Here is a 23,692-nt window from a genome sequence, read left to right on the forward strand (position 1 = left end):
GACTCCTTGTCACCCGTCCACCGCTGCTGGATCAGGCCGGCTCGAACCACGCTCACTGAATTCCTCCTTCTGCGTTGCGGACATGGACAGGGCGGCGAAGACGACGAACGCGCCGACGAAGCCGACCACCCAGTTGTAGTCGTAAAGCGGCTTGAGGAACGGGATGAGCCCGTCAGCGGGGAACGGTCCGCCGTACGCGCCGCCGACCGCGAGGACGGCTCCCACCAGCGTCGCGACCAGCGCGCGCCAGTTCCAGCCCCCGCTGAACCAATACACCCCATCGGGTGTGTAGAGATCTTTCAGGCGAAGCTTGGTGCGGGCGATCACCCAGTAGCCCGCGACGAGCACCCCGGCGACCGCGCCGAGCAGGCCGCCGTAGAAGCCGAGCCACGCGAAGATGTAGATGTTCGGGTCGGAGTACAGCCGCCACGGCTGGATGAGGATGCCGATGACGCCGGTGATGCCGCCACCGACCGCGAACGTGATCTTCTTCGGGAAGGCGTTCGAGAAGTCGTAGGACGGGCTGACGACGTTGGCCGCCAGGTTCGCCGAGATCGTCGCCAGCACCAGCGCGACCAGCGCGACGACGACCACGACCGGGCTGGTGAACTTGTCGGCCAGCTGCGCCGGGTCCCAGATGTCCTCGCCGTAGAGCACGTGCCCGCCCGACGTCGTCAGGATGGCCACGATCGCGATGAACGTCATCGTGGTGGGCAGGCCGAGGATCTGGCCGCGGACCTGCTTGCGCTGGCTGCCGCCGAAGCGCGTGAAGTCCGGCATGTTCAGCGACAGCGTCGACCAGAACGCGATCATCGCCATCAGCGACGGCGCGAACACCTTCCAGAAGTCCGGGCCCCAGCCGAGCTTGCCGCCGTCGGACAGGATCGGGCCGAGGCCGCCCGCCTTGACCATGACGTAGCCGAGCATGATCAGGAAGCCGACCGACACCAGCGGCGCCGTCCAGTTCTCGAACCGGCGGACCGCTTCCATGCCGCGCCAGATGATCAGCAGCTGGCCGATCCAGAACACGATGAACGACAGCCACAGCGTCCAGTGCTGCCCCGCGACCATCGGTGCGTCCCGCCACCACGACCCGAGCAAGCGGCCGAGGATGACGTAGATGGCCTCGCCGCCGACCCAGGTCTGGATCCCGAACCAGCCGCACGCGATGAACGCGCGCAGCAGCGCGGCCAGGTTGGCGCCGCGCAGGCCGTAGAACGCGCGGGCGAACACCGGGAACGGGATGCCGTACTTCGTGCCCGCGTGGCTGTTGAGCAGCATCGGGGCGAGGACGACGAGGTTGCCGATCGTGATCGTGATCAGCGCCTGCACCCAGTTCATGCCGAGCGCGATCAGCGACGCGGCCAGGGCGTAGCTGGGGATGTTGTGGGCCATCCCCATCCAGAGCGCGAAGTAGTTGTAAGTGGTCCAGGTCCGTTTTTCGACGGGGACGGGGGCCAGCTCCTCGTTGAAGAACCGGCTGCCTTCGAGAGACGGGACGTCGGCGGGGTCGAGCTCGACCCGGCCGTCGTCGTGCACGCGCTGGTCTGCGGGTGTCGGCGCCATTGCGGCATCCTGCGCGCCAGGTCAGGGCCGGGGCAACGGCAGACTGTTCACTCTTCCCTGATCAGGAGTGCAGTCTGTCGATTGCGCGAACGGGCGTCGGGGTGCATGACCTGCGTCACACATCTCGCCGTCACGAACCGGCAAAGCGGGTGAAACGTCTCCACAGGATCTCCACACTTCGCGCTGACCCTCTCCACCGCTGATCCCTAAGGTCGCTCACATGGAACCGGTAGTGCGGCGAGTGCTCGTCGTCGAGGACGACGTCACCATCGCCGGGTCGATCGCGGCCCGGCTGCGGGCCGAGGGATTCAGCGTGGACGTCGCCCACGACGGGCCGGCCGCCGTCGAAGCGGACACGTCGTCGGAGCCGGATCTGGTGGTGCTGGACGTCATGCTCCCGGGGTTCGACGGCCTGGAGGTCTGCCGCCGGATCCAGGGGCGGCGGCCGGTGCCGGTGCTCATGCTGACCGCGCGCGCCGACGAGACGGACATGCTGGTCGGGCTCGGGGTCGGCGCCGACGACTACCTCACGAAGCCGTTCTCGATGCGGGTGCTGACGGCTCGGGTACACGCGCTGCTGCGGCGGGTGGAGCGCTCGTCCGCGGGTGCTTCGGGGACTCGGATCGTCCTCGGCGACCTCGAGATCGACGTCGACCAGCGGCGCGTCGCGCGGGCAGGGGTGGCGGCGCAGCTGACACCCATCGAGTTCGACCTGCTGGTGCACTTCGCGCGGCGGCCGCGGGTGGTGCAGCCGCGGGAACGGCTGCTGTCGGAGGTGTGGGACTGGGACGTCCACGGCACGTCCGCGGGCACCCGGGCGGTGGACAGCCACATCAAGGCGCTGCGGCGGAAGCTCGGCGCCGACCTCATCCGGACGGTGCACGGCGTCGGGTACGCGCTGGAGGCGGGATCGTGAAGACTTTACTGGTCAAGGTGGTCGAGCTGCTGCCCCGGCCGTTGGACGGGATCCGGTCGATCAAGCTGAAGCTGGCGATCCTGATGGTCGCGTCCGGTGGGGTCGCGTTCGCGTTCTTCAACTGGCAGATCGGCTGGCTGCCGCCGAAGACGACGATCACGGCGATGGTGCTGGCGCTGCTGCTGTCGCAGGTGCTGGCACACGGCATGACGCGGCCGCTGCGCGAGATGACGGGCGCGGTGCGCGCGATGGCGAAGGGCGATTACACGCGCCGCGTCCGCGCCACCACGCGCGACGAGGTGGGCGAGCTCGCGCAGGCGTTCAACCTGATGGCGGGGGACCTCGGCGACGCCGACCGGCAGCGGCGCGAGCTGATCGCCAACGTGTCGCACGAGCTGCGGACGCCGATCACGGCGTTGAGCGGCGTGCTGGAGAACCTCGTCGACGGCGTCGAGGACCCGGACCCGGCGACGCTGAAGACGGCGTTGCAGCAGACCGAGCGGCTGGCGACGCTGGTGGACGAGCTGCTGGACCTCTCGCGCCTCGACGCGGGGGCGATTCCGCTGCACAAGACGTCTTTTTCGCTTGGCTCGCTGTTGTCGGAGGCGGTGTCGGAGGCGGCTCTGGTGCGCGGGGTGACGTTCACGGTGTCGGTTTCACCTCCGGACGCGGTGGTCGTCGCCGACCGCGGCCGGCTGTTCCAGGTGATGGCCAACCTGCTGGAGAACGCGGCCCGCCACGGCCCGGCGGGTGGTTCGGTGCGGGTGCTGGCCGAGGTGCGGCCGGGCGAGGTGCGCATCGACGTGTGCGACGAAGGGCCGGGGATCGCGCCGGCCGACCGCGTGCGGGTGTTCGAGCGGTTCACGCGGGGGGAGCGGCCGTCCGGCGGGGGGACGGGGCTGGGTCTGGCGATCGCGCGGTGGGCGGTGGAGCTGCACGGCGGGACGATCGGGGTGGTGGAGCCCTCGGCGGGGGTCGGGAGCCGCATCCGGGTGACGCTGCCGACGGGCTGAAGCTTTTGGCTGGGTCCCGGTGTCTTGAATGAGTCATTCAGGACCTCCGGTGACCTGAATGACTCATTCAAGACGTTTGGGCTCAGCGGGCGGCGCGGGCGATGACATTTGCGAATGCCAACGAGAGTTGAGGAAGATGCCGAAGAGCAGGATCGGTGAGCCCGGACAGCCGGGCGTGGACAAGCGGGTGCCGCGGGGCAAGCGATCGGCGGGAGTCGGTGAGGCGACTTCACCCGAACCCGGGCCGGGTGGGGCAGCCGGTGAAGCCCGGGGCAGCGGGTTCGCGGCAGCGTCTTCGGCTCGCGCCGCCCGGGAAGCCGCGGGTGGCGGGGTGCGCGCCGGCGAGGTTGGCCGGGACGGGCCGGCGCGCGCCGGCGGCGTTGCGGGGGTCGGTGAAGCCCGGGGCGGCGGGGTTGCCGTGGCCGCGCCGCCCGTCCTCATGCGGCCCGTCCCGCCGCCCAAGTCCGCCGTCGTTCCCCTTCCTCCCGCCGTCTTGCCCGCCGCCGGACTGGCCGGGGTGGCCGCCGCTCTCGTGCTGCCCGTCGACCGGCCCGGCGTCGGGTGGCTGCTGGCCGGGCTGGCCGTCACCCTCGCCGTCTTCTTCGCCGATCGGCGGTCGCGGGAAGACGGGGAGCCGGGGCCCTTCACCTGGGGCAGCGCCGGATGGGCCTTCCTCACCCTCGCCCTGCTCGCGATGGGTGCCGTGCGGGCGTCCGGGTGGCTGTTCGTCCTCTGCGTGCTCGGGGCCGTCGTCACGGGGTCGCTCGCCGTCGTCGGGAAGCGGACCGTCAACTCCGTCGTCTACGACATGCTCGCCGTCCCCCTGGAAGCCCTTCGCGCCGTTCCCTGGGCCGGCCGCGGGGTGGGCCGCTTCGCCGCCCGCCGCGACGGCGTCGCCCGGCGGATCGGCCTCGCCGCGCTGGCCACCGCCGCACTCGTCGCCGTCTTCGTGCCGCTGCTGGCCAGCGCCGACGCCGCCTTCGCCGCCGTCGTCAACGCCGTCATCCCGGATCTCAGCCTCGATGTCCTCGTGCGCTGGTGTTGCGTGTTCGCCGTCTTCGCGCTGCTGGTCGCCGGAGCCTGCTACTTCCTCGCCGCGCCACCGCACCGCGCGCACACCGACCGTCCATACCGGACGAAGCACGGTCTGGAGTGGACGGTCCCGCTCACCGTCCTCGTCTTCCTCTTCAGCGTGTTCGTCGGTGTCCGGCTGGTCGTGCTCTTCGGCGGCACCGGATACGTCCTGCGCACCAGCAACCTCACCTCCGCCGAGTACGCCCGCGGCGGCTTCTGGCAGCTGTGCGCCGTCACCGTGCTGACGCTGGCGATCGTCGCCGCGGCGCTGCGCTGGGCCCCGAACGTCACGAAGGCCGACCGGCTCCGCCAGCGCATCCTCCTGGGCGCCTTGAGCGCGTTGAGCCTGGTGCTCGTCGGATCGGCGTTGAGTCGCATGTGGACGTACCAGGAGGCGTACGGCTTCACCGTGCTGCGGCTGCTCGTCGAGGTCTGCGAACTGTGGTTCGGCGCGGTGTTCGTGCTGGTGCTGGCGTCGCTGGTCAAGCTCCGCTCGGCGTGGCTGCCCCGCGCGGCGATCGGCACCGCCGCCGCGGCGCTGCTGGTGCTCGCCGTCCTCGACCCGGAACGCCTCATCGCCGAGGCCAACCTCGACCGCGCGGCCGCCGGCAAGCCCCTGGACCACCACTACCTGGCGGGCTTCTCCACCGACGTCGTCCCGGTGGTGTCGGCCCGGCTGCCCGAACCCCTGCGGACGTGCGTGTTGCGCCAGGTCCTCGCCGGCGACGCCCCCGACGGCTGGCCGGCGTGGAACCTCAGCCGTTCGAACGCCCGCGATGTGACTCTCGGCAACTGCTGAACCGCCGGCGCGTGCGGTGCGTGGTTGAAAGCAATGCGCGGAAGCAACCGGGCCGTCGTGGGGGCGACCCGGCGGCTTCCGCGCGCCCGGCGTCAGAACGCGAAGACGTCGTCCGAGTTGCGGTCCGCCTCGCAGCGGTTCGCGTACGTCGTCCGGTACGACACCGGCTTTCCGTGCCACGTGCCGACCGCCGTCACGTCCACCGGGGCGTAGATCAGCGTGCACATCTGGTGCCGTGCCGGGATTCGCGAAAAATCACCGTCCGCACCCGCAAGCACCGCGCACGCCTTGTCGCGCTTGGGGTGCGTGCCGCCCGTCGGGTCGCACGTCAGGACCACCGAGCCGATCCGGTTGGCGGTGTCGTGGCTGGTCAGCTGCAAGGTCGACGCCGGCGGCTGCGCAGGGGCGAGACAGCTCAAGCTCATCAGGCAGGCTGCGAAGGGGAGTAGGGCCATATCGGTTCCATCGGCAGCCCGAGGCCGATCACTGTGTTCCCCGTCCGGGTGAGTCTTCTTCGCTCGACCGAGTGAGGTCCAGCGACAACAACGCGACGTAGAGCGAAAGCATCGACTCCGGGTCCTCCAAGTGGACGCCGAGGACCTGCTCGATCCGGGCGAGCTGCTGGTAGTACGCCGTCCGCGAGGTGTGCGCCGCCGCCGCGGCCGCCGACTTGTTGCCGCCCTGCTCGCAGTAGTGCCGCAGCGCCTGCACCAGCCGGCTGCCGGAGGCCGCGTCGCGCTGGAGCAGCGGCCCGAGCTCGCGCACGGCGAACGCCGACACCCGCTCATCGCCCGACAGCAGGTGCAGCAGGCCGCGCAGGCGGACGTCCGACAACCGGTGCAGCACGCGCTCGGCGCCCGCCCCCAACGCGGCCGCCGCGACTTGACCGGCTTCCAACAGCGTCCGGCCCGCTTCGGCGGGCGACGACACCGTCGTGCCGACCGCGAGGACACCGGGCGCGCTGCTCCGGGCCTCGTGGACGTCGGTGGCGAGCCGGTGCAGCACGGTGTCGGCGTTCGCCTCCGGCGACAGCGCGATCAACGCCCGCACACCGAGGTCGTCGGTCGCCACCAGCGCCGACACCTTCGCGCGGCGCGCCGCCAGGACCGTCGCCTCGGCCAGTTCGCGCAGCACCGGCGGCGTGGACAGCGCGGGCCGCCCGGTGACGGCCAACCGGGGCCGGACCGCCAGCCCGACCAGCTGCCGCCCGGTCAGCGGCACGGCCAGCGCCGAGGCCCGCGCCAGCAGCTCCGCCGTCGGGGCCGGCGACGCGAGCAGCTCGTGCAGCACGGCTCGATGGGCCTGCCGCTCCAGGCCGTCCGAATCCTTGGCGACCAGCCGGTGCACGGCCAGCGCCGACGCGGCTCGCTCGGCGACCACCCGGTGGCGGTGCGGCGGCGGGTCGGCGCAGACGACCACCAGACGCGCCCAGTCGTGCCCGCGCGCGCCGACGACGGTCACCAGCCAGCCCGAACCGGGGTGGTAGCCGGTCCGCTCGCCGATCTGGACCACCCGCGACCGGGCCGGCCAGCCGGTGAGCAGCTCGGCCGGGTCGGTGCCGGCCGCGTCGTAGGCGAGGACCTCGTGCGACAGCGTCTCCAGCACCACCGGCTGCTCGGTCAGCCGGGCGACCTCGCCCAGGACGACGCCGGGTTCGGCGCCCGCGACCGTCAGCGCGGTGAAGGTCTCGTGCACGCGCTCCGCGGCGCGCAGCTCGGCGACCTGGGCGTCGACGATCTGGCCGTTCACCGCCTCGGTGACGCTCACGTACCGCGTCTCGCGCGAGAGCGTCACCAGCGGCAGGCCGTGCTTCTCGGCCGCCTCGACCAGCGCGGCGGGCAGCTTGTCGCTCCAGTGCCGGACCAGCTCGATCACCAGGCCGGCGGCGCCGACCCCGGCCAGGTCGGCGACGTAGCGGGCCAGCGCCGGGCCGTCGTCGGGCAGCGCGACGCCGGTCGTCAGCACCAGCTCGCCGCCGCGCAGCAGGTGCGCGATGTCGGCGACCTCGGCGACGTGCGCCCAGCGCACCGGGGCGTCGAGCCCGGCCACGCCGGCGACGACGTGCGGACGGCCGTGGCGCAGCACCGGCAGCGCGAGCACCTCGGCGACGGTCGGGTACATGGCTCCTCGGGTCTGAGGGTCTGATCGGCAGGGACAGACTGTACGGCCGGAACGGTGACTCCGTACACGTTGTCGATGGCGTTGGCGTGGCGCCCGCCCGGAGACTCGACGGGACGTCCCCGAGCGAAGGAGCGCATCGCCGTGACCGACCGCATCAGCCACTGGATCGACGGCAAGCCGTTCACCGGCACTCCCGCGCGCACCGGCGACGTGTTCGACCCCGCCACGGGCGCGGTCCGCGCGCAGGTCGACTTCGCCGGCGACGCCGAGGTCGAAGCGGCCGTCGCCTCGGCCAAGGCGGCGCTGCCGGGCTGGCGCGGGACGTCCCTGGCCGGCCGGACGCGGGTGCTGTTCGCCTTCCGCGAGCTCCTGGCCGCGCGCAAGCACGAGCTGGCGAAGATCGTCACGAGCGAGCACGGCAAGGTCGAGTCCGATGCGGCAGGCGAAGTCGCACGCGCGATCGAGAACGTCGAGTTCGCGTGCGGTGCGGCGCAGCTGCTCAAGGGCGGATTCAGCGAGAACGCGTCCACCGGCGTCGACGTCTACTCGATCGCGCAGCCGCTCGGGGTGGTCGGCGTGATCTCGCCGTTCAACTTCCCGGCGATGGTGCCGCTCTGGTTCGTCCCGAACGCGCTGGCCTGCGGCAACACCGTCGTGCTCAAGCCGAGCGAGAAGGACCCGTCGGCGGCGGTGTTCATCGCGGAGCTGTTCGCCGAGGCCGGGCTGCCCGCGGGTGCGCTGAACGTGCTGCACGGCGACAAGGCCGCGGTGGACGGGCTCCTGGAGCACGCCGACGTCAAGGCGATCTCGTTCGTGGGGTCGACGCCGATCGCGCGGTACGTCTACGAAACCGGCACCCGGCACGGCAAGCGCGTGCAGGCCCTCGGCGGGGCGAAGAACCACATGGTCGTGCTGCCGGACGCGGACCTCGACCTGGCCGCCGACGCCGCGGTGTCGGCCGGGTTCGGCTCGGCCGGCGAGCGCTGCATGGCGGTGTCGGTGGTCGTGGCGGTCGACCCGATCGGCGACGAACTCGTGCGCAAGATCACCGAGCGGATGGCCCGGCTGCGGGTCGGCGACGGCCGAGAGCCGTCGTCCGAGATGGGACCCCTGGTCACGGCGGCCCACCACGCCCGCGTCGAGTCCTATGTGGACGCCGGAGTGTCGGCGGGCGCGTCGCTGGTGGTGGACGGCCGGGGGATCGAGGTTTCCGGTGCCCCGGACGGCTTCTGGCTCGGCCCGACGCTGTTCGACCACGTCCGTCCGGAGATGTCGATCTACACGGACGAGATCTTCGGCCCGGTGCTGTCGGTGGCGCGCACGGCTTCCTACGACGACGCGCTGGACCTGGTCAACGCGAACCCGTACGGCAACGGCGTGGCGATCTTCACCGGCGACGGCTCCTCGGCGCGGCGGTTCCAGAACGAGGTCGAGGTCGGGATGGTCGGCGTGAACGTCCCGATCCCGGTCCCGGTGGGGTACTACTCGTTCGGTGGCTGGAAGGACTCGCTGTTCGGCGACAGCCACGCTTACGGGCCGGAGGGGTTCCACTTCTTCACGCGGACGAAGGTCGTGACGTCGCGGTGGCCGGACCGGTCGCACGCGGGTGTGAACCTGGGCTTCCCGCGCAACTCCTGAACGTTTCCGGGAATCGTCCGGGGTACCCCCGGGGTTCACCCCCCGGGGGGAACACCCCCCGGACGACGATGGGACGAACCATGAGCGCGAAGAACTCCGGCACCTTCACCATCGGCGGCGACCTGCCGGTCACCCGCCTCGGGTACGGCGCCATGCAGCTCACCGGGCCGGGGGTCTGGGGCGACCCGAAGGACCCGGACGAGGCCGTGCGCGTGCTGCGGCGCGCCGTCGAACTCGGCGTGACCCTGATCGACACCGCCGACGCCTACGGACCCTTCGTCGCCGACCTGCTGATCAAGAAGGCCCTGCACCCCTACGCCGACGACGTGGTCATCGCGACCAAGGCCGGCTTCACCCGGCAGGGGCCGAACCAGTGGATCCCCGTCGGGCGGCCCGAGTACCTGCGGCAGCAGGTCGAGCTGAGCCTGCGCCACCTCGGCGTCGACCGGATCGACCTCCTCCAGCTGCACCGGATCGACCCGAAGGTGCCCGTCGCCGAGCAGGTGGGCGAGCTGAAGAAGCTTCAGGAAGAGGGCAAGATCCGGCACATCGGCCTGTCCGAGATCGGCGTGGACGAGCTGAAGGAAGCGCAGAAGACCGCGGAGATCGTCTCCGTGCAGAACCTGTTCAACCTCGCCAAGCGCGACGCCGAGCCGCTGCTGGAGCACGCCACCGAGCACGGCATCGCCTTCATCCCGTGGTTCCCGCTGGCCACCGGCGCCCTCGCCGGGCCGGACAGCCCGCTGACCGCGCTCGCCAAGGAGCACGACGCCTCACCGTCGCAGCTCGCGCTCGCCTGGCTGCTCAAGCGGTCGCCCGTCGTGCTGCCGATCCCGGGCACCTCGTCGGTCGCGCACCTCGAGGACAACGTCGCCGCCGCGGACATCCAGCTGACCGACGCCGAGTTCGACGCTCTGACCAAGGCGGTCTAGGCGGGCAGGACGTTGATCAGCAGCTTCGTGCGCGGGGTCAGGTAGACGGCGTTGGTCCGCTCCGCCTGGATCCGCGCGCGGAGCTCCTTCGAGTAGAGCTGGAACTCCTTGCCGCCCGCTTTCAGGTAGAAGTGCTCGTTCATGCCTTTGCTGAGCCGCGTGGAGAGCACGATCGGGCAGTCGGGGTCGGGGCGCTGCCGGCCGAAGTCGCGGGTCCAGCCGGTGATCACGACCAGCCGCCCGGCCCGCAGGTCGGCCAGCCGGCGCCAGCAGACGAACGCGAACCAGGCGGCCAGGACGAGGAGCGGGATCGCGGTGCCGAGGGCGGCGGTCACGCTGGACGAGGCGAGTCCGGCGCCGTACCGCGTGTCGATCGTCGTGGCCGGGATGGCCACGGCCGTGACCAGCCCGGCGATCGCGACGATCGCCGCCAGCCAGAAGCTGCTGTCGAGCACTTTCCCGCGCTGCGAAGGGTGGAGCCGGCCCTGGCGGTTGGCCAGCTCCGCTTCCGCTTGTCCGGCCACGGTCACTCGCCTTCGCCCTCCGGGTGTTCCTTTTCGTAGGCTTCCCGGCTCTCGTGGTAGCGGTCGATCTGCTCGTTCTCCTGCCGGCGGGCCTCGGCGCCCACGCCGACCCCGTCGGCGAGGTTGAAGCCGGGGACCTTGCCGCCGCCTTCGCGCCACTCCTTCTGGCTGAGGAAGCTGCGGCCGTCGTCGGACAGCCGGTCGCCGAGGCCTTCGACCTTCTCGCGGCCCGGGACGTGCTCCTTGGCGGCGTCGCTCCAGCCCTTCGCCGTCTCCTCGGCGGACTTCGCCTCCTTGCCCGCCTGCTTCAGCTCGTTGGCCTTCCGCTCGATCTTCGCGGCCGTCTCGACGCTCTGGTCCACGAGCTTGTCGGCGCCCTTGCCCACCTTCTTCAGCGCGTTCGCCGCGCCTTCGAGCGCCGCTTTCGACTTGCCCGCGCCCTTCGCCAGGCTCTCCAGCTTTTCGACGATCTTCGTGATGCGCGTGCTGATCTTCTCGGCGAGCACCCCGCCCTCGACGACCGTGTCGGCGATGAACGCCGCGATCGTGCCGCCGAAGGTGCACCAGGACGCGGCGAGCGCGGCCAGCGCCTTGATGATCAGCTCGCCCACGAACGACGAGATCATGTCGCGGATCAGGCCGCGCTCGGTGCCGACCAGCGCCGCACCGACGTTCATGGCCGTCGACGCGTCCCCGGCGTGCGACGCGGCGCCGCGCAGGACGCTGACGTAGCTCTCGGCCGTCCGCTGGTAGGCCTCGGCGGAGCCGCAGTCGCTGAAGGACTGCTGGACCTTCTTGGCCTGCTGCTCGTAGCTCTCGGCCGTCTCGGTGAGCGACTTGGCGATGTTCGTCCAGGTCACGGCCTTGGCGGTGACGGCTTCGGGCTTGCCGGCGAGCTTGTCGAGGCCGTCCTTGAGGAAGCTGATGTGCTCGATCAGCCAGCCGACCCCGGCGCTGGCCAGCGTGCCCAGCGGGTCCATCGCCGCGCCGAGCAGGTCGAGGGCGTCGGTGCCGACGTCCATGGCGAGGTTGCCCCAGTCGCCGTTGCGCGCGTCGGTGAGCGTCGACGCCGCGTCGCTGAAGATGCCCGCGCCGCCGGTCTGGGCGTTGACATTGTCCAGCTCGCCCTTCGAGCCGTCGCCCATGCCGCTCCAGAAGCCGCCCGGCGACTCGGCCGTCGCGACCAGCGGGTTCTCCTGCGTCTCGGTCATGCCGGGAGCTCCTTGCCGATGCCTTCGAGCAGGCACTTCGTCTTGTCTTCGTGGTCGCGGAACGCCGTGTGCGCGGTCTTCACCCGGTCCGCGACGTCGTGGCCGGCCTCGACAGCGGCGCTGAGGAAGCTGTCGGCGGTGTCCACCCACCCCTGGATCGGCAGCGCGAACACCTGCCCGACCAGCCCGAACGCGTCGAAGTCGAGCGCGCCGGCGGTGCCGGCGGCCTCGACCGCCTGCTGCACCCGGTCGGCGATCTCCCGGATCTCGTCCTCGTGGCCGCCGAGGACGTCGAAGTCGACCTTCATCGCCTGGTCCGCCATCAGAGCCCCCGGCGCAGGATCGGGCCGCCGAAGTCCTCGTCGTCGTCCGGGCGCGGCCGGGCCGGGCGCACGGGCGGCGGCGGGGTTTCCCGCGGCGTTTCGGTGAATTCCCAGCGCGGCGGCGCCGGTTCTTCTTCCGGCACTTCGGGCGTGGGGATCTGTTCCCGCAGGAATTCCATCGCGTCGCTGTCGGTGCCGATCACCGGCGCCATGATGGCGGTCAGCTGCTGGGCGGCGTCGACCTGCGCGCGCTTGGCGGCCGCGAGGACGGCCTGGGCGAGCCGGGCCCGCGGCAGCTCGTCCGCACGCGGCCCGAAGGTGAGTTCCTGCAGCGCACCGCTGGTGTTGACGGTGACCGTGACGGCTCCGTCGGCACTCGAGGCGGTCGCCGAGACGCGCTCGAGCCGGGCTTTCGCCTCGGCCGCGCGCCGGGCGATATCGGGCATTCCGGCCGAAGCGGGTTCAATTCGGTTCACGGTGACCTCGGAGTCGGTCGGAGTCGGGGGAGGGCATGCGGATCAGAGGCAGCAAACCGCTTTTCGGTTCCCCGTTCAAGCCGGGAATTCATTTCGAGAAGAATGCATGGGAATTCGTTTGTACGCTCTTTACCCGACTCGAACCCCCGGGGTTGAGCACGACCCGCTCAGGCTTCCGTAAACTCAAGGTGAGCAGCGAGCGAGGTAGGTGAGGAACCGGTGGCCAACGCGGACGAGCGCCGCTTCGACGTGCTGCGCGCGATCGTGGCCGACTACGTCTCCAACCAGGAGCCCGTCGGGTCCAAGGCGATCGTCGAGCGGCACAACCTGGGTGTGTCGAGCGCCACCGTGCGCAACGACATGGCCACCCTCGAAGAAGAGGGCTACATCACCCAGCCGCACACCAGTGCCGGCCGCGTGCCGACCGACAAGGGCTACCGGCTCTTCGTCGACCGGCTCTCCGAGATCAAGCCGCTGAGCGCCCCCGAGCGGCGGGCGATCACCACCTTCCTCGACAGCGGCACCGACCTCGACGACGTCCTCCGCCGCTCGGTCCGGCTGCTCGCGCAGCTGACCCGGCAGGTCGCCGTCGTCCAGTACCCGATGCTGACCAACGCCAAGGTGCGCCACCTCGAAGTGGTGCCGCTCACCCCGGCGCGGCTGATGCTGGTGCTGATCGCCGACAACGGCCGCGTCGACCAGCGCACGGTCGACCTCGGCGACGTCGTCACGGAAGAAGACGTCGCGCGGCTGCGGTCGGTGCTCAACACGGCCATGTCCGGGCGGCGGCTCAACGAGGCGGCCGCACGCGTCGCCGAACTGCCCGACAAGGCACCCGGCGAGCTGCGGGACGCGCTCATCCGCGTCACCACGGTCCTGGTCGAGTCGCTGGCCGAACACCCCGAAGAACGCCTGGTCCTCGGCGGCACCGCGAACCTCACGCGCAACGTCGCCGACTTCCCGGGTTCGCTGCGCCAGGTCCTCGAAGCCCTCGAGGAGCAGGTGGTCGTGCTCAAGCTCCTGGCCGCCGCGCGCAACCCCGGTGCGATCACGGTGCGCATCGGTGAGGAAAATGAAGACGAGCAAATGCGCAGCACCTCGGTCGTCTCGATCGGATACGGCCAGGACATGGTGCTCGGCGGCATGGGGGTGGTCGGCCCGACCCGGATGGACTACCCCGGCACGATCGCCGCGGTGCGCGCGGTCGCCAACTACGTGGGGCAGATCCTGGCCGGCCGCTGAGCCGGGCAGAGCAGAAGGAGAAGCAGAGACGGTGGCGAGGGACTACTACGGCATCCTCGGGGTGGCCAAGAACGCGAGCGATCAGGACATCAAGCGCGCGTACCGGAAGCTGGCCCGGGAGCTGCACCCCGACGTCAACCCGTCGGAAGACGCGCAGCACAAGTTCGGCGAGGTCACCACGGCCTACGAGGTGCTGTCCGACCCGCAGAAGCGCAAGATCGTCGACCTCGGCGGCGACCCGATGGACGGCGGCGCGCGCGGCGGGGGCGGCGGTGACCCGTTCGCCGGGTTCGGCGGCCTCGGCGACATCATGGACGCGTTCTTCGGCGCGGCCGGCGGTGGTGGCGGCGGACGAGGGCGCGGGCCCCGCAGCCGCGTCCAGCCCGGCTCCGACGCGCTGATCCGGCTCGGCCTGTCCCTCGAGGACTGCGCCACCGGGGTCGACAAGGAGATCGCCGTCGACACCGCGATCGTCTGCGACCTCTGCCGCGGCGCCGGCACCACCGAAGGCACCGGCGTCAAGACCTGCGACACCTGCGGCGGCGCCGGCGAGGTCCAGTCCGTCCAGCGGTCGTTCCTCGGCCAGGTCGTCACGGCCCGCCCGTGCCCGGTCTGCCGCGGCTTCGGCGAGGTCATCCCCGACCCCTGCCGCCAGTGCGGCGGCGACGGCCGCATCCGCGCCCGCCGCAACGTCACCGCCAAGATCCCGCCGGGCGTCGGCGACGGCATGCGCATCCGCCTGTCCGGCCAGGGCGAGGTCGGCCCCGGCGGCGGCCCGGCCGGCGACCTCTACGTCGAGATCGACGAGACCCCGCACGAGGTGTTCGTCCGGCAGGGCCACGACCTGCACTGCAACTTCCGCATCCCGATGACCACCGCCGCCCTCGGCGCCACGGTGCCCATCTCGACGCTCATCGACGGCGACTACGAGCTCGACGTCGAGCCCGGCACTCAGCCCAACGCCGAGCTCGTCCTCACCGGCAAGGGCATGCCCCGGCTGCGGTCCTCCGGCCGCGTCGACGGCCGCGGCGACCTGCACGTCCACATCGACGTCGTGGTCCCGACGAAGCTCGACGAAGCCCAGCGCGACCTCCTCGTCGAACTCGCCCAGCAGCGCGGCGAGGAAGTCCCGACCCTGGCGTCCAACGGCAGCAAGCACGGCGGCCTGTTCTCCAAGCTGCGCGCGAAGAACCACCGCTGACCGTGCCCGACACCACGCTGCCGGTCTTCCTCGCCGACGCCGTCCCCGCCTCCGGGCGCGCGGTGCTCGACGGCGAGGAAGCCCGGCACGCGGCCACCGTCCGCCGCCTCCGCGCGGGGGAGCGGCTGGTGCTGTCGGACGGCGCGGGCACCATGGCCCGCTGCGTCGTCGAAGCCGTCCAGCCCGGCCGGGACGCCGTCCTGACCCTGTCGGTCGAGGAGAGCTGGACCGAGGAACCACCCGCGCTGCGCGTCGTCCTCGCCCAAGCCCTCGCCAAGGGCGACCGCGGCGAGCTCGCGGTCGAGCTCGCCACCGAAGCCGGCGTCGACGCGATCGTCCCGTGGCGGGCCGCCCGCAGCGTCGCCAAGTGGGACGACGGCGGCCGCGGCGACAAAGCCCTCGCCCGCTGGCGCGCCACCGCCCGCGCCGCCGCCAAGCAAGCCCGCCGCGCCCACGTCCCCGACGTCACCGAACCCGTCGGCACCCGCGAGCTCGCCGGGCTGATGGCCACGACGTCCCTCGCGATCGTGCTCGAGTCCGACGTCCCCGACCGCCTGACCGACCTCGACCTGCCGGACACCGGCGATCTTCTCCTGGTGGTGGGCCCCGAAGGCGGCATCACCGACGACGAACTCCGCACGCTGCGCGAAGCCGGCGCGCGAGCCGTGCGGCTGGGGACGACGGTGCTTCGCACGTCCACTGCCGCGGCCGTCGCGCTCGGCGCGCTCGGCGCCCTCACCACCCGCTGGCGGTGAAAAGATCACCGGAAAAAAGACCCCCGATTTTGCGCCCAGTTATGGCGCGATCACACTCCGACCCGTTACTCTCGTTTACTAACGCGCCACACACCGTTTCCGGTGTCCGCGCGCCACTGGGAAAGCACAGACCCCGCCGGGCACCTCCCCCCTCGGTCCGGCGGCCGCCGCGGTGGCGGTAGATCGACCCCCAGGGTCTACCGCTCCGCGGCCCCCTTTCCCTCGCTTCGCTTCGGTCAGTGGGCCGCTTCGCGTTCGTTGTGTTTTCTGGGGGTCGGACCCCCAGACCCCCGCCGGGGCGAGCCCCGGACCCCCGCGCCTTCGCTCGGTGCATGTCTTGTGGGGCGCGTTGGGTCGGTAGGGTGCTTCTCATGCGTGAGGATGAGACTCTCTTCGAGCGGGTCATTGCCGGGGAGATCCCTGCTGATGTCGTCTATCAGGACGAGCGGACCTTTGCCTTCAGGGATATTCGGCCTCAGGCGAAGGTTCATGTGCTTGTTGTGCCCAAGACCCGGTATCGGAACCTGGGGGAGCTTGCCTCCGCTGACCCGCAGCTTCTTGCCGATGTTGCCTCCACTGCTCGGAAGGTTGCTGAGCTTGAGGGGGTTGCCGAGAGCGGGTATCGGGTTGTCTTCAACACCGATGGGGATGCCGGGCAGACCGTTTTTCATGTTCATGCCCATGTTCTGGGTGGTGAGCCTCTCGGGCTCTTCGGGGCTCCTGAGCAGGACTAGGCGAAACCCGTCTGCGTTCTGTCGGTGGGTGCCAGTAGCATCGGTGGGGTCCGTTCTCCCTCACCGAGAAAGCAGGCCTGAGGCCACGTGGCCGGAACCGCACCGGGTGGAGCCGCCCGACCCGACGTCCCCGGGGACGTCGCCAAGACCGAGGATGCCTCCGTTCAGGCTGCGCAGTCCCGGTTCCCCATTCCCGACGCCGCCGCCCTCAGCCTGCTCGGCTCCCGAGACGAGAACCTGCGTGTCGCCGAGGAGCTCCTGGCCGCCGACGTGCACGTCCGCGGCAACGAGGTCACCCTCACCGGCACCCCCGCCGACGTCGCCTTCGCCGAACGCGTCTTCGCCGACCTCGTCACCCTCGCCACCGGCGGGCAGCAGGTCGGCCCGGACACCGTCCGCCGCACCATCGGCATGCTCTCCTCCGGGGACGCGTCGCCCGCCGAGGTCCTCAGCCTCAACATCGTCTCCCGGCGCGGCAAGACCATCCGGCCCAAGACGCTCAACCAGAAGCGCTACGTCGACGCCATCGACAAGCACACCGTCGTCTTCGGCATCGGCCCCGCCGGCACCGGCAAGACCTACCTCGCCATGGCGAAGGCCGTCCAGGCCCTCCAGGCCAAGCAGGTCACCCGCATCGTGCTGACCCGCCCCGCCGTCGAAGCCGGCGAGCGCCTCGGCTACCTGCCCGGCACGCTCAACGAGAAGATCGACCCCTACCTGCGGCCGCTCTACGACGCGCTGCACGACATGGTCGAACCCGAGTCGATCCCGCGGCTCATGCAGGCCGGCACCATCGAGATCGCGCCGCTCGCCTACATGCGCGGCCGCACCCTGAACGACGCCTTCATCATCCTCGACGAGGCCCAGAACACCACGCCCGAGCAGATGAAGATGTTCCTCACCCGCCTCGGCCAGGGCTCCAAGATCGTCGTCACCGGTGACGTCACGCAGGTCGACCTGCCGAACGGGCAGCGCAGCGGCCTCCGCGTCGTGCGCGACATCCTCGGCGGCGTCGAAGGCCTCCACTTCGCCGAACTGACCAGCCAGGACGTCGTCCGGCACAAGCTCGTCGGCGACATCGTCGACGCCTACGAGAAGTGGCAGGCCGTGCAGGACGCGCAGGACCAGCAGCAGGGCAACGGCTGGAAGGGCAACCGGCGGTGAGCATCGAGATCGCCAACGAGTCCGGCGTCGACGTCGACGAGACGTCCATCGTCTCGGCCGCGCGCTACGCCCTCGACAAGATGGAGGTCAGCCCGCTCGCCGAGCTGTCCATCCTGCTCGTCACCCTCGACGTCATGGAAGACCTGCACGAACGCTGGATGGACCTCCCGGGTCCCACCGACGTCATGGCCTTCCCGATGGACGAGCTCGACTCCTCGCGCCGCCCGGACGCGCCCGACGCGTCGCCGGCGCTGCTCGGGGACATCGTGCTCTGCCCGGCGTTCGCCAAGGACCAGGCCAAGACCGCGGGCCACGACCTGATCGACGAGCTGCACCTGCTCACCGTGCACGGCTGCCTCCACCTCCTCGGGTACGACCACGCCGAACCCGCCGAGGAGCGCGAGATGTTCGCCCTCCAGAAGCGGATCCTCGGCGAGTACCAGGACGCCGTCGCCGCGCTGGAGAAGCGGGACGCCCAGCGCAACACCGACGACCGCGTCCTCGGCATCGCGGGGCTCGACGCGGGCGCCACCCCGGCCGGCGAAGCCCCGTCCGGGGAAACGCCCTAGGCCACAGCCATGGTCCAGCTCCTCTTCGCGATCGCGCTCGTGCTCCTCGCGGGCGTGTTCGCGGCGGCCGACGCCGCCATCAGCACCGTGTCGCAAGCCCGGGCCGAAGGCCTCGCCCGGCTCGGGCTGCCCGGTGCCCGCCAGCTCGCCGCCGTCGTCGCCGAACGCCGGCGGCACATCAACCTGCTGCTCCTGCTCCGCCTCGGCTGCGAGCTCACGGCCACCGTGCTGGTCACCGTCTTCGTCGGCACCCGGCTCCGGCCGCTCGGCCTCGCCGTGCTCGTCGCCGCCGTCGTGATGGTCGTCGTCAGCTACGTCCTCATCGGCGTCGGCCCCCGCACCCTCGGCCGCCAGCACCCGTACCGCATCGGCCGCTACGTCGCCGGGCCCGTCCGCGTCCTCGGCTCGGTCCTCGGCCCGCTGTCCCGGCTGCTCATCCTCATCGGTAACGCCATCACCCCCGGCCAGGGCTTCCGCGAAGGCCCGTTCACCTCCGAGGTCGAGCTGCGCGAGCTCGTCGACCTCGCCCAGGAACGCGGCGTCGTCGAGGACTCCGAGCGCGAGATGATCCACTCGGTGTTCGAGCTCGGCGACACCGTCGCGCGCGAGGTCATGGTGCCGCGCACCGAGATCGTCTGGATCGAACGCACCAAGACCGTCCGCCAGGCCCTGGCCTTGGCCCTGCGCACCGGCTTCACCCGGCTCCCGGTGATCGACGAGTCCGTCGACGACATCGTCGGCGTCGTCAACATCAAGGACCTGATGTCGGCGTACATGGACCCGGACGGGTCGAGCACGGTCGTCGACACGCTGATGAACGAAGCCTCCTTCGTTCCCGACTCCAAGCGCCTCGACGAGCTCCTCAAGGAGATGCAGCGCTCGCACCACCACATGGCGATCGCCGTCGACGAGTACGGCGGCACCGCCGGCCTGCTCACCATCGAGGACGTCCTCGAGGAGATCGTCGGCGAGATCACCGACGAGTCCGACGCCGACGAGCGCCCCGAGGTCGAAGAGCTCGCCGACGGCGCCGTCCGCGTGTCGTCCCGGATGAGCGTCGACGACCTGGGCGAGCTCTTCGGCATCGACCTCGAAGACCACGACGTGGAGACCGTGGGCGGGCTGCTCGCGGAACGACTGGGTAGGGTCCCGCTGCCGGGGGCCGAAGCCGAGGTCGCCGGCCTTAGGCTGTTCGCCGAAGGCGGCAAGGACCGGCGCGGCCGCATGCGGATCACCTCCGTGGTCGTGCACCCGGCCGATGCCGAGGCGATGACCGACCCGGCCGACCGCACCACCCGGCGCCGCACGCGCCTGCCCCACCCCGACGAACGCGACAGGAGCGTCGAACATGCCTGACCTCGAGGCGGAGGACCAGAAGCTGGTCACCCTCGCCCGGTCCTCGCGCGCCCGGATCCAGGCTCCCGAAGGCGCCGCGGTCCGCGACACCGACGGCCGCACCTACGCCGCGGGCACGGTCGACCAGCCGTCGTTCAAGCTCACCGCGCTCCAGGCCGCGGTCGCCGCGGCGCTGTCCAGCGGCGCCGAAGGCATCGAAGCCGCCGCCGTCGTCAGCGAAGAAGGACTGCTGAAGGGCGCGTCCGTGCACGCCGTCCGCGACCTGGCGAGGTACGCGCCGATCATCCTCGCCGCCCCGGACGGCACGGTTCTCGAGGTGCTCGAACGATGACCGAACACCGCTCCGGCTTCGCCTGCTTCGTCGGCCGTCCCAACGCGGGCAAGTCGACGCTGACCAACGCGCTCGTCGGCACCAAGGTCGCGATCACCTCCAGCAAGCCGCAGACCACGCGCCACGCGATCCGCGGCATCGTGTCCCGCGAGGACGCTCAGCTCATCCTCATCGACACCCCCGGCCTGCACCGCCCCCGGACCCTGCTGGGGCAGCGGCTCAACGACATCGTGCACACGACGTGGTCCGAAGTGGACGTCGTCGGGTTCTGCGTGCCGGCGAACGAAAAGATCGGCCCCGGCGACAAGTTCATCGCCGCCGAGCTGGCGAAGATCGCCAAGCGCACCCCGGTGATCGGGGTGGTCACCAAGACCGACCTCGTCCAGCCCCAGCAGGTCGCCGAGCAGCTGCTCGCGCTGCAGGCGGTGATGGAGTTCGCCGAGCTGATCCCGGTGTCCGCGGTGGACGGCTTCCAGGTCGGCGCGCTCGCGGACCTGCTCGTCGGCAAGCTCCCCGAAGGCCCGCAGCTCTACCCGGGTGGCGAGCTCACCGACGAACCCGAGCAGACGCTGGTCGCCGAGCTCATCCGCGAGGCGGCGCTGGAAGGCGTCCGCGACGAGCTGCCGCACTCGATCGCCGTCACGGTCGAGGAGATGCTGCCCCACGAAGGCCGCGACGACCTCATCGACGTGCACGCGTTCCTCTACGTCGAGCGCCCCAGCCAGAAGGGCATCATCCTCGGGCACAAGGGCGAGCGGCTGCGCGAGGTCGGCGCCGCCGCCCGCAAGAACATCGAGGCGCTGCTCGGCTCGAAGGTCTACCTCGACCTGCACATCAAGGTGGCCAAGGAGTGGCAGCGCGACCCCCGGCAGCTGCGCCGGCTCGGGTTCTGACGTGAGCGAGCAGCCGCGGCCGCCCGCGGACTACAACCCCGGGCCCCCGCCCGCGAGCAACCTGGTCTGGGGCATCGTCGCCGCGATCCTGTGCCTGCCCTTCGGCATCGTCTCGATCTTCCAGGCGGCCAAGGTGGAGAAGCTCTGGGCGCAGGGTGACCCGGACGCCGCCCGCGACGCGGCCGGTGCCGCGCGGCGCTGGGCGATCATCGGTGCCGTCGTCGGAGTGGTGTTCTGGGTCGCCCTGGTCGCCGGCGGTGTCCTGCTGCTGGGAACGCTGCTCGACGACGCCGCGTCGTACTGACGCGACCCGAGCAGGAGGCGATCCGGTGACCCACCCCTACCAGCAGTACCCGCCGCACGGCTGGGTGCCGAACTACGGGCCGCCGCCGGACAACAACCTGGTCTGGGCGATCCTCTCGACGGTGATGTGCTGCCTGCCGTTGGGTATCGTCGCCATCGTGAAGGCGAGCCAGGTCAACTCCCTGTGGTTCCAGGGCTTCCACGCGGAAGCGCACCGGGCCGCCGACGAAGCCCGCAAGTGGGCGATGTGGTCGGCGATCTCGTCCGGCGTGCTGATCGGGCTCTACCTCGCGTTCATCCTGGTCATGTTCGCCCTCGTCGGCGTCTCCTTCTGGTCGCTGGTGCCATGACGACCGTCTACACGGGATACCCGGCCCGCGGCGCCAAGGCCACGCTGCGCGCCCTCGGCGCCCCGATGGCCGTCGTCGGCGGGCTCGGCGTGTGCTGCGCGGCGGTCCTGATCGGCGACCCCACCACCCCGGGCGGCTTTCTCCCCGTCTGCCCGACCAAGGCGCTGTTCGGCATCGACTGCCCGGGCTGCGGTGGCATGCGGATGGCGTACAGCCTGATGCACGGCGACCTTCCGGCGGCCCTGCACTACAACGCGGTGTCGCTCGTCTTCATCCTCTTGTTCGTCTGGAGCACGGCCGCCTGGACCGTCGGGCGGCTGCGCGGCCGCTGGGTGAACAGCTGGCTGCACTGGCGCTGGACCCCGCTGACCGTCGGCGTCGTGTTCGCCGTCTGGTTCGTCATTCGCAACCTCCCGTTCGCCCCGTTCACCGGTCTGCGCGTCTGATTTCCACGCACGGGAACCGCTTCGCCACGCACTGCGTCGGAGGCTCGTCGGGTTCACCCGGACAGTGGATGCCTGGGCAGCACGGCCGCAGGTGAACCGAGTACGCTCCCGCGGACCGGTGCCGTACATTCGCACCCGGTTCCGCGCGGAGCGTGCGGTGGAGTGACCAGCGAGGGGGAGACCCAGATGACCGATCCCTACGGTCAGCAGCCGTTCGGGCAGCAGCCCGGGGGCCAGCAGCCGTTCGGGCAACCGCCGCCCGGTCAGGCGCCGCCGCCCTACGGGCAGCCCGCGCCGTACGGGCAGCCGGCGCCGTTCGGCCAGCCGGGAAATCCCTTCGGTGCACCACAAAACTACGGGAACTGGGGCCAGCGTGCCGGCGCGCTGATCATCGACCAGGCGCCGATCATCGTCGTCTACATCCTCGCCGTCATCCTGACCGTGAGCGGTGCGCGGGCCATCGGCCTGCTCCTGTACGGACTCGGTGGCCTCATCGGTATCGGCTGGGCCGTCTACAACCGGTGGATCCAGCAGGGCAACACCGGTCAGTCGCTGGGCAAGCGCGTCCTCGGGATCAAGCTGGTTTCGGAGCAGACCGGGCAGCCGGTCGGCGCCGGGACCGCGTTCCTGCGCGACCTCTGCCACATCGTCGACGGTCTTCCCTGCTACCTCGGCTACCTGTGGCCGCTCTGGGACGACAAGAGCCAGACCTTCGCGGACAAGATCGTCAGCTCCGTCGTGGTGCAGGCGGACGCGGTTCCCGGCCAGGCCCCGTTCGGCCAGCCCGGCGCGCAGTCCTTCGCCGGTGGCTACCCGCCGCCGGGGCAGCAGCCCGGCCAGTTCGGCCAGCCGCCGTCCGGTGGATTCCCGCAGCAGCCCCAATCCGGTGGCTTCGGCCAGCCCGCACCGGGTGGTTTCCCGCAGCAGCCGGCCTCCGGCGGTTTCCCGCAGCAGCCGCAGTCCGGCGGGTTCGGGCAGCAGCCGGGCCAACCGCTCGCGCCGCCGCCGGGCGGCTCCGCCTTCGACGAGGTCGAGCGCACCGAGATGCTCCGTCCGGACTCCGCCGGGAGCGGTGGGTCCGCGTTCGACGAACAGGCCGAGCGGACGCAGATGCTGCGTCCCGGAAGCCAGGGCGACGCCGGGGAAACCCAGAAGTTCCCACCGGGTCAGTTCGGTCAGCCGCCGAACGACCAGCCGCCGCACCACTGACGCACGCTTTTCCTGCACCACCGCCGGGGTGACCCAGCGGACGTTCACGAGTAATTGGGGTAGACGTTCATGACCAATCCCTACGGCCAGCAGCAGCCGCCTTACGGCCAGCAGCCGCCGCAATCCGGTGGATTCCCGCAGCAGCAGCCCGGCTACGGCACGCCGTCGGGCGGGATGCCCGCCTACGGCCAGCCCGCGCCGTACGGCCAGCCCCCGACCGGCGGCTTCGGCGCCCCCGGCTACGGCATGCCCGGCGGTGGCGGCGACATCAACGCCATCAAGGACTACAAGGGCTGGGCCATCGCCTCGCTCTTCCTGGGCGGCCTGATCCTCGGCATCTTCGCGATCATGAAGTCGAACGAGGTCGGCACGTACAAGATGCAGGGCAACTACATGATGGCGGAGCAGGCGTCGCGCACCACCAAGACGCTCTGCCTGATCTCCACCATCCTGGGCAGCATCGGCTGCGTCGTCGCGATCATCGCGATCATCGTCTCGGCGGTGGCCGTCAGCACCTGCTACGGCTACTACTGCTGATACCGGCGA

26 protein-coding genes are annotated in these 23,692 nt (G+C 71.1%); 19 read left to right on the forward strand and 7 right to left on the reverse strand.

Translation table 11 applies throughout. The annotated features are described in order from the left end of the window. Positions 1–9 precede the first annotated feature (9 nt). Positions 10–1,566: an NCS1 family nucleobase:cation symporter-1 gene (locus AB0M59_RS10400; protein WP_364611857.1), complete on the reverse strand. Its 1,557-nt coding sequence runs from the start codon at positions 1,564–1,566 to the stop codon at positions 10–12. 220 nt (positions 1,567–1,786) lie between these two features. On the opposite strand from AB0M59_RS10400, the gene AB0M59_RS10405 reads away from it, so the two are divergent. From AB0M59_RS10405 to AB0M59_RS10415, 3 genes are all read left to right on the forward strand, one after another. After that, positions 1,787–2,482 (forward strand): response regulator transcription factor, encoded by a 696-nt coding sequence (locus AB0M59_RS10405; RefSeq protein ID WP_364611860.1) that lies wholly within the window; start codon positions 1,787–1,789, stop codon positions 2,480–2,482. Continuing rightward, positions 2,479–3,495: an ATP-binding protein gene (locus tag AB0M59_RS10410; RefSeq protein ID WP_364611863.1), complete on the forward strand. Its 1,017-nt coding sequence runs from the start codon at positions 2,479–2,481 to the stop codon at positions 3,493–3,495. The genes AB0M59_RS10405 and AB0M59_RS10410 overlap by 4 nt, the downstream gene beginning before the upstream one ends. 418 nt (positions 3,496–3,913) lie before the next feature. Then, positions 3,914–5,368, forward strand: coding sequence for a DUF4173 domain-containing protein (locus AB0M59_RS10415; protein ID WP_364611866.1), 1,455 nt, complete (start codon positions 3,914–3,916; stop codon positions 5,366–5,368). A 92-nt stretch (positions 5,369–5,460) separates the two neighbouring features. Here the strand turns inward: AB0M59_RS10415 and AB0M59_RS10420 are convergent, their stop codons facing one another. Further along, positions 5,461–5,793 carry an SSI family serine proteinase inhibitor gene (locus AB0M59_RS10420; protein ID WP_364612220.1) on the reverse strand — a complete coding sequence of 111 codons (333 nt, stop codon included), beginning with the start codon at positions 5,791–5,793 and terminating at the stop codon, positions 5,461–5,463. Positions 5,794–5,851: 58 nt separating this feature from the next. Continuing rightward, positions 5,852–7,489, reverse strand: coding sequence for a PucR family transcriptional regulator ligand-binding domain-containing protein (locus AB0M59_RS10425; RefSeq protein ID WP_364611869.1), 1,638 nt, complete (start codon positions 7,487–7,489; stop codon positions 5,852–5,854). A 141-nt stretch (positions 7,490–7,630) separates the two neighbouring features. On the opposite strand from AB0M59_RS10425, the gene AB0M59_RS10430 reads away from it, so the two are divergent. Both AB0M59_RS10430 and AB0M59_RS10435 read left to right on the forward strand, forming a co-directional pair. Continuing rightward, positions 7,631–9,127 (forward strand): CoA-acylating methylmalonate-semialdehyde dehydrogenase, encoded by a 1,497-nt coding sequence (locus tag AB0M59_RS10430; protein WP_364611872.1) that lies wholly within the window; start codon positions 7,631–7,633, stop codon positions 9,125–9,127. A gap of 80 nt (positions 9,128–9,207) precedes the next feature. After that, positions 9,208–10,059 (forward strand): aldo/keto reductase, encoded by an 852-nt coding sequence (locus AB0M59_RS10435; RefSeq protein ID WP_364611875.1) that lies wholly within the window; start codon positions 9,208–9,210, stop codon positions 10,057–10,059. On the opposite strand, the gene AB0M59_RS10440 is transcribed toward AB0M59_RS10435, so the two are convergent. Genes AB0M59_RS10440 through AB0M59_RS10455 form a run of 4 tightly spaced genes read right to left on the reverse strand, consistent with a single transcriptional unit; the run spans position 10,056 to position 12,563 of the window. Beyond that, positions 10,056–10,583 (reverse strand): hypothetical protein, encoded by a 528-nt coding sequence (locus AB0M59_RS10440; RefSeq protein WP_364611878.1) that lies wholly within the window; start codon positions 10,581–10,583, stop codon positions 10,056–10,058. The genes AB0M59_RS10435 and AB0M59_RS10440 overlap by 4 nt on opposite strands. Before the next feature lie 2 nt (positions 10,584–10,585). Next, positions 10,586–11,794: a hypothetical protein gene (locus AB0M59_RS10445; protein ID WP_364611881.1), complete on the reverse strand. Its 1,209-nt coding sequence runs from the start codon at positions 11,792–11,794 to the stop codon at positions 10,586–10,588. After that, positions 11,791–12,117: a type VII secretion target gene (locus AB0M59_RS10450; protein ID WP_364611884.1), complete on the reverse strand. Its 327-nt coding sequence runs from the start codon at positions 12,115–12,117 to the stop codon at positions 11,791–11,793. The genes AB0M59_RS10445 and AB0M59_RS10450 overlap by 4 nt, the downstream gene beginning before the upstream one ends. Continuing rightward, entirely contained in the window at positions 12,117–12,563 is a 447-nt protein-coding gene (locus tag AB0M59_RS10455) for a YbaB/EbfC family nucleoid-associated protein (RefSeq protein WP_364611887.1), read from the reverse strand. Before AB0M59_RS10455 ends, AB0M59_RS10450 begins: the two co-directional genes overlap by 1 nt. 249 nt (positions 12,564–12,812) lie before the next feature. On the opposite strand from AB0M59_RS10455, the gene hrcA reads away from it, so the two are divergent. The 14 genes from hrcA (at position 12,813) to AB0M59_RS10525 (ending at position 23,683) form a co-directional block, all read left to right on the forward strand. After that, on the forward strand, positions 12,813–13,835 hold the full coding sequence (gene hrcA / locus AB0M59_RS10460) for a heat-inducible transcriptional repressor HrcA (RefSeq protein WP_155545739.1): 1,023 nt from the start codon (positions 12,813–12,815) through the stop codon (positions 13,833–13,835). A 31-nt stretch (positions 13,836–13,866) separates the two neighbouring features. Continuing rightward, entirely contained in the window at positions 13,867–15,036 is a 1,170-nt protein-coding gene (gene dnaJ, locus AB0M59_RS10465) for a molecular chaperone DnaJ (protein ID WP_364611890.1), read from the forward strand. 2 nt (positions 15,037–15,038) lie between these two features. Next, complete coding sequence (locus AB0M59_RS10470) at positions 15,039–15,791, forward strand: 16S rRNA (uracil(1498)-N(3))-methyltransferase (protein WP_364611893.1); 753 nt, start codon at positions 15,039–15,041, stop codon at positions 15,789–15,791. Positions 15,792–16,162: 371 nt separating this feature from the next. Further along, positions 16,163–16,525, forward strand: a complete 363-nt coding sequence (locus AB0M59_RS10475) for a histidine triad nucleotide-binding protein (protein ID WP_364611895.1) — start codon at positions 16,163–16,165, stop codon at positions 16,523–16,525. Positions 16,526–16,612: 87 nt separating this feature from the next. Next, on the forward strand, positions 16,613–17,689 hold the full coding sequence (locus AB0M59_RS10480) for a PhoH family protein (protein ID WP_364611898.1): 1,077 nt from the start codon (positions 16,613–16,615) through the stop codon (positions 17,687–17,689). Further along, positions 17,686–18,258 carry an rRNA maturation RNase YbeY gene (gene ybeY, locus AB0M59_RS10485; protein ID WP_364611901.1) on the forward strand — a complete coding sequence of 191 codons (573 nt, stop codon included), beginning with the start codon at positions 17,686–17,688 and terminating at the stop codon, positions 18,256–18,258. Before AB0M59_RS10480 ends, ybeY begins: the two co-directional genes overlap by 4 nt. A 9-nt stretch (positions 18,259–18,267) precedes the next feature. Next, positions 18,268–19,614, forward strand: a complete 1,347-nt coding sequence (locus AB0M59_RS10490) for a hemolysin family protein (RefSeq protein ID WP_364611904.1) — start codon at positions 18,268–18,270, stop codon at positions 19,612–19,614. Further along, positions 19,607–19,945, forward strand: a complete 339-nt coding sequence (locus AB0M59_RS10495) for a cytidine deaminase (protein WP_364366464.1) — start codon at positions 19,607–19,609, stop codon at positions 19,943–19,945. The genes AB0M59_RS10490 and AB0M59_RS10495 overlap by 8 nt, the downstream gene beginning before the upstream one ends. After that, positions 19,942–20,838 (forward strand): GTPase Era, encoded by an 897-nt coding sequence (era, locus tag AB0M59_RS10500; protein ID WP_364366461.1) that lies wholly within the window; start codon positions 19,942–19,944, stop codon positions 20,836–20,838. The genes AB0M59_RS10495 and era overlap by 4 nt, the downstream gene beginning before the upstream one ends. A gap of 1 nt (position 20,839) precedes the next feature. Continuing rightward, positions 20,840–21,142: a CD225/dispanin family protein gene (locus AB0M59_RS10505; protein WP_364611907.1), complete on the forward strand. Its 303-nt coding sequence runs from the start codon at positions 20,840–20,842 to the stop codon at positions 21,140–21,142. A gap of 25 nt (positions 21,143–21,167) precedes the next feature. Further along, a complete protein-coding gene (locus AB0M59_RS10510) occupies positions 21,168–21,491 on the forward strand; it encodes a CD225/dispanin family protein (protein ID WP_364611910.1) in 324 nt (107 codons plus the stop codon). Further along, positions 21,488–21,937 (forward strand): DUF2752 domain-containing protein, encoded by a 450-nt coding sequence (locus tag AB0M59_RS10515; protein WP_364611912.1) that lies wholly within the window; start codon positions 21,488–21,490, stop codon positions 21,935–21,937. Before AB0M59_RS10510 ends, AB0M59_RS10515 begins: the two co-directional genes overlap by 4 nt. Before the next feature lie 186 nt (positions 21,938–22,123). Beyond that, positions 22,124–23,146, forward strand: a complete 1,023-nt coding sequence (locus tag AB0M59_RS10520) for an RDD family protein (RefSeq protein ID WP_364611915.1) — start codon at positions 22,124–22,126, stop codon at positions 23,144–23,146. Between the two features lie 69 nt (positions 23,147–23,215). Next, positions 23,216–23,683, forward strand: a complete 468-nt coding sequence (locus tag AB0M59_RS10525) for a CD225/dispanin family protein (protein ID WP_364611918.1) — start codon at positions 23,216–23,218, stop codon at positions 23,681–23,683. The last annotated feature ends 9 nt before the right edge of the window (positions 23,684–23,692 follow it).

Source organism: Amycolatopsis sp. NPDC051371, from assembly GCF_040682155.1.
GTDB lineage: Bacteria > Actinomycetota > Actinomycetes > Mycobacteriales > Pseudonocardiaceae > Amycolatopsis.

Coding starts and splice junctions, on each gene's coding strand:
- AB0M59_RS10445 (WP_364611881.1), bottom strand. CDS start 11,794: ATGACCGAGACGCAGGAGAACCCGCTGGTCGCGACGGCCGAGTCGCCG.
- AB0M59_RS10455 (WP_364611887.1), bottom strand. CDS start 12,563: ATGCCCGATATCGCCCGGCGCGCGGCCGAGGCGAAAGCCCGGCTCGAG.
- AB0M59_RS10405 (WP_364611860.1), top strand. CDS start 1,787: ATGGAACCGGTAGTGCGGCGAGTGCTCGTCGTCGAGGACGACGTCACC.
- era (WP_364366461.1), top strand. CDS start 19,942: ATGACCGAACACCGCTCCGGCTTCGCCTGCTTCGTCGGCCGTCCCAAC.
- AB0M59_RS10450 (WP_364611884.1), bottom strand. CDS start 12,117: ATGGCGGACCAGGCGATGAAGGTCGACTTCGACGTCCTCGGCGGCCAC.
- AB0M59_RS10495 (WP_364366464.1), top strand. CDS start 19,607: ATGCCTGACCTCGAGGCGGAGGACCAGAAGCTGGTCACCCTCGCCCGG.
- AB0M59_RS10435 (WP_364611875.1), top strand. CDS start 9,208: ATGAGCGCGAAGAACTCCGGCACCTTCACCATCGGCGGCGACCTGCCG.
- AB0M59_RS10475 (WP_364611895.1), top strand. CDS start 16,163: ATGCGTGAGGATGAGACTCTCTTCGAGCGGGTCATTGCCGGGGAGATC.
- AB0M59_RS10515 (WP_364611912.1), top strand. CDS start 21,488: ATGACGACCGTCTACACGGGATACCCGGCCCGCGGCGCCAAGGCCACG.
- AB0M59_RS10490 (WP_364611904.1), top strand. CDS start 18,268: ATGGTCCAGCTCCTCTTCGCGATCGCGCTCGTGCTCCTCGCGGGCGTG.
- AB0M59_RS10425 (WP_364611869.1), bottom strand. CDS start 7,489: ATGTACCCGACCGTCGCCGAGGTGCTCGCGCTGCCGGTGCTGCGCCAC.
- AB0M59_RS10420 (WP_364612220.1), bottom strand. CDS start 5,793: ATGAGCTTGAGCTGTCTCGCCCCTGCGCAGCCGCCGGCGTCGACCTTG.
- AB0M59_RS10525 (WP_364611918.1), top strand. CDS start 23,216: ATGACCAATCCCTACGGCCAGCAGCAGCCGCCTTACGGCCAGCAGCCG.
- AB0M59_RS10400 (WP_364611857.1), bottom strand. CDS start 1,566: ATGGCGCCGACACCCGCAGACCAGCGCGTGCACGACGACGGCCGGGTC.
- AB0M59_RS10520 (WP_364611915.1), top strand. CDS start 22,124: ATGACCGATCCCTACGGTCAGCAGCCGTTCGGGCAGCAGCCCGGGGGC.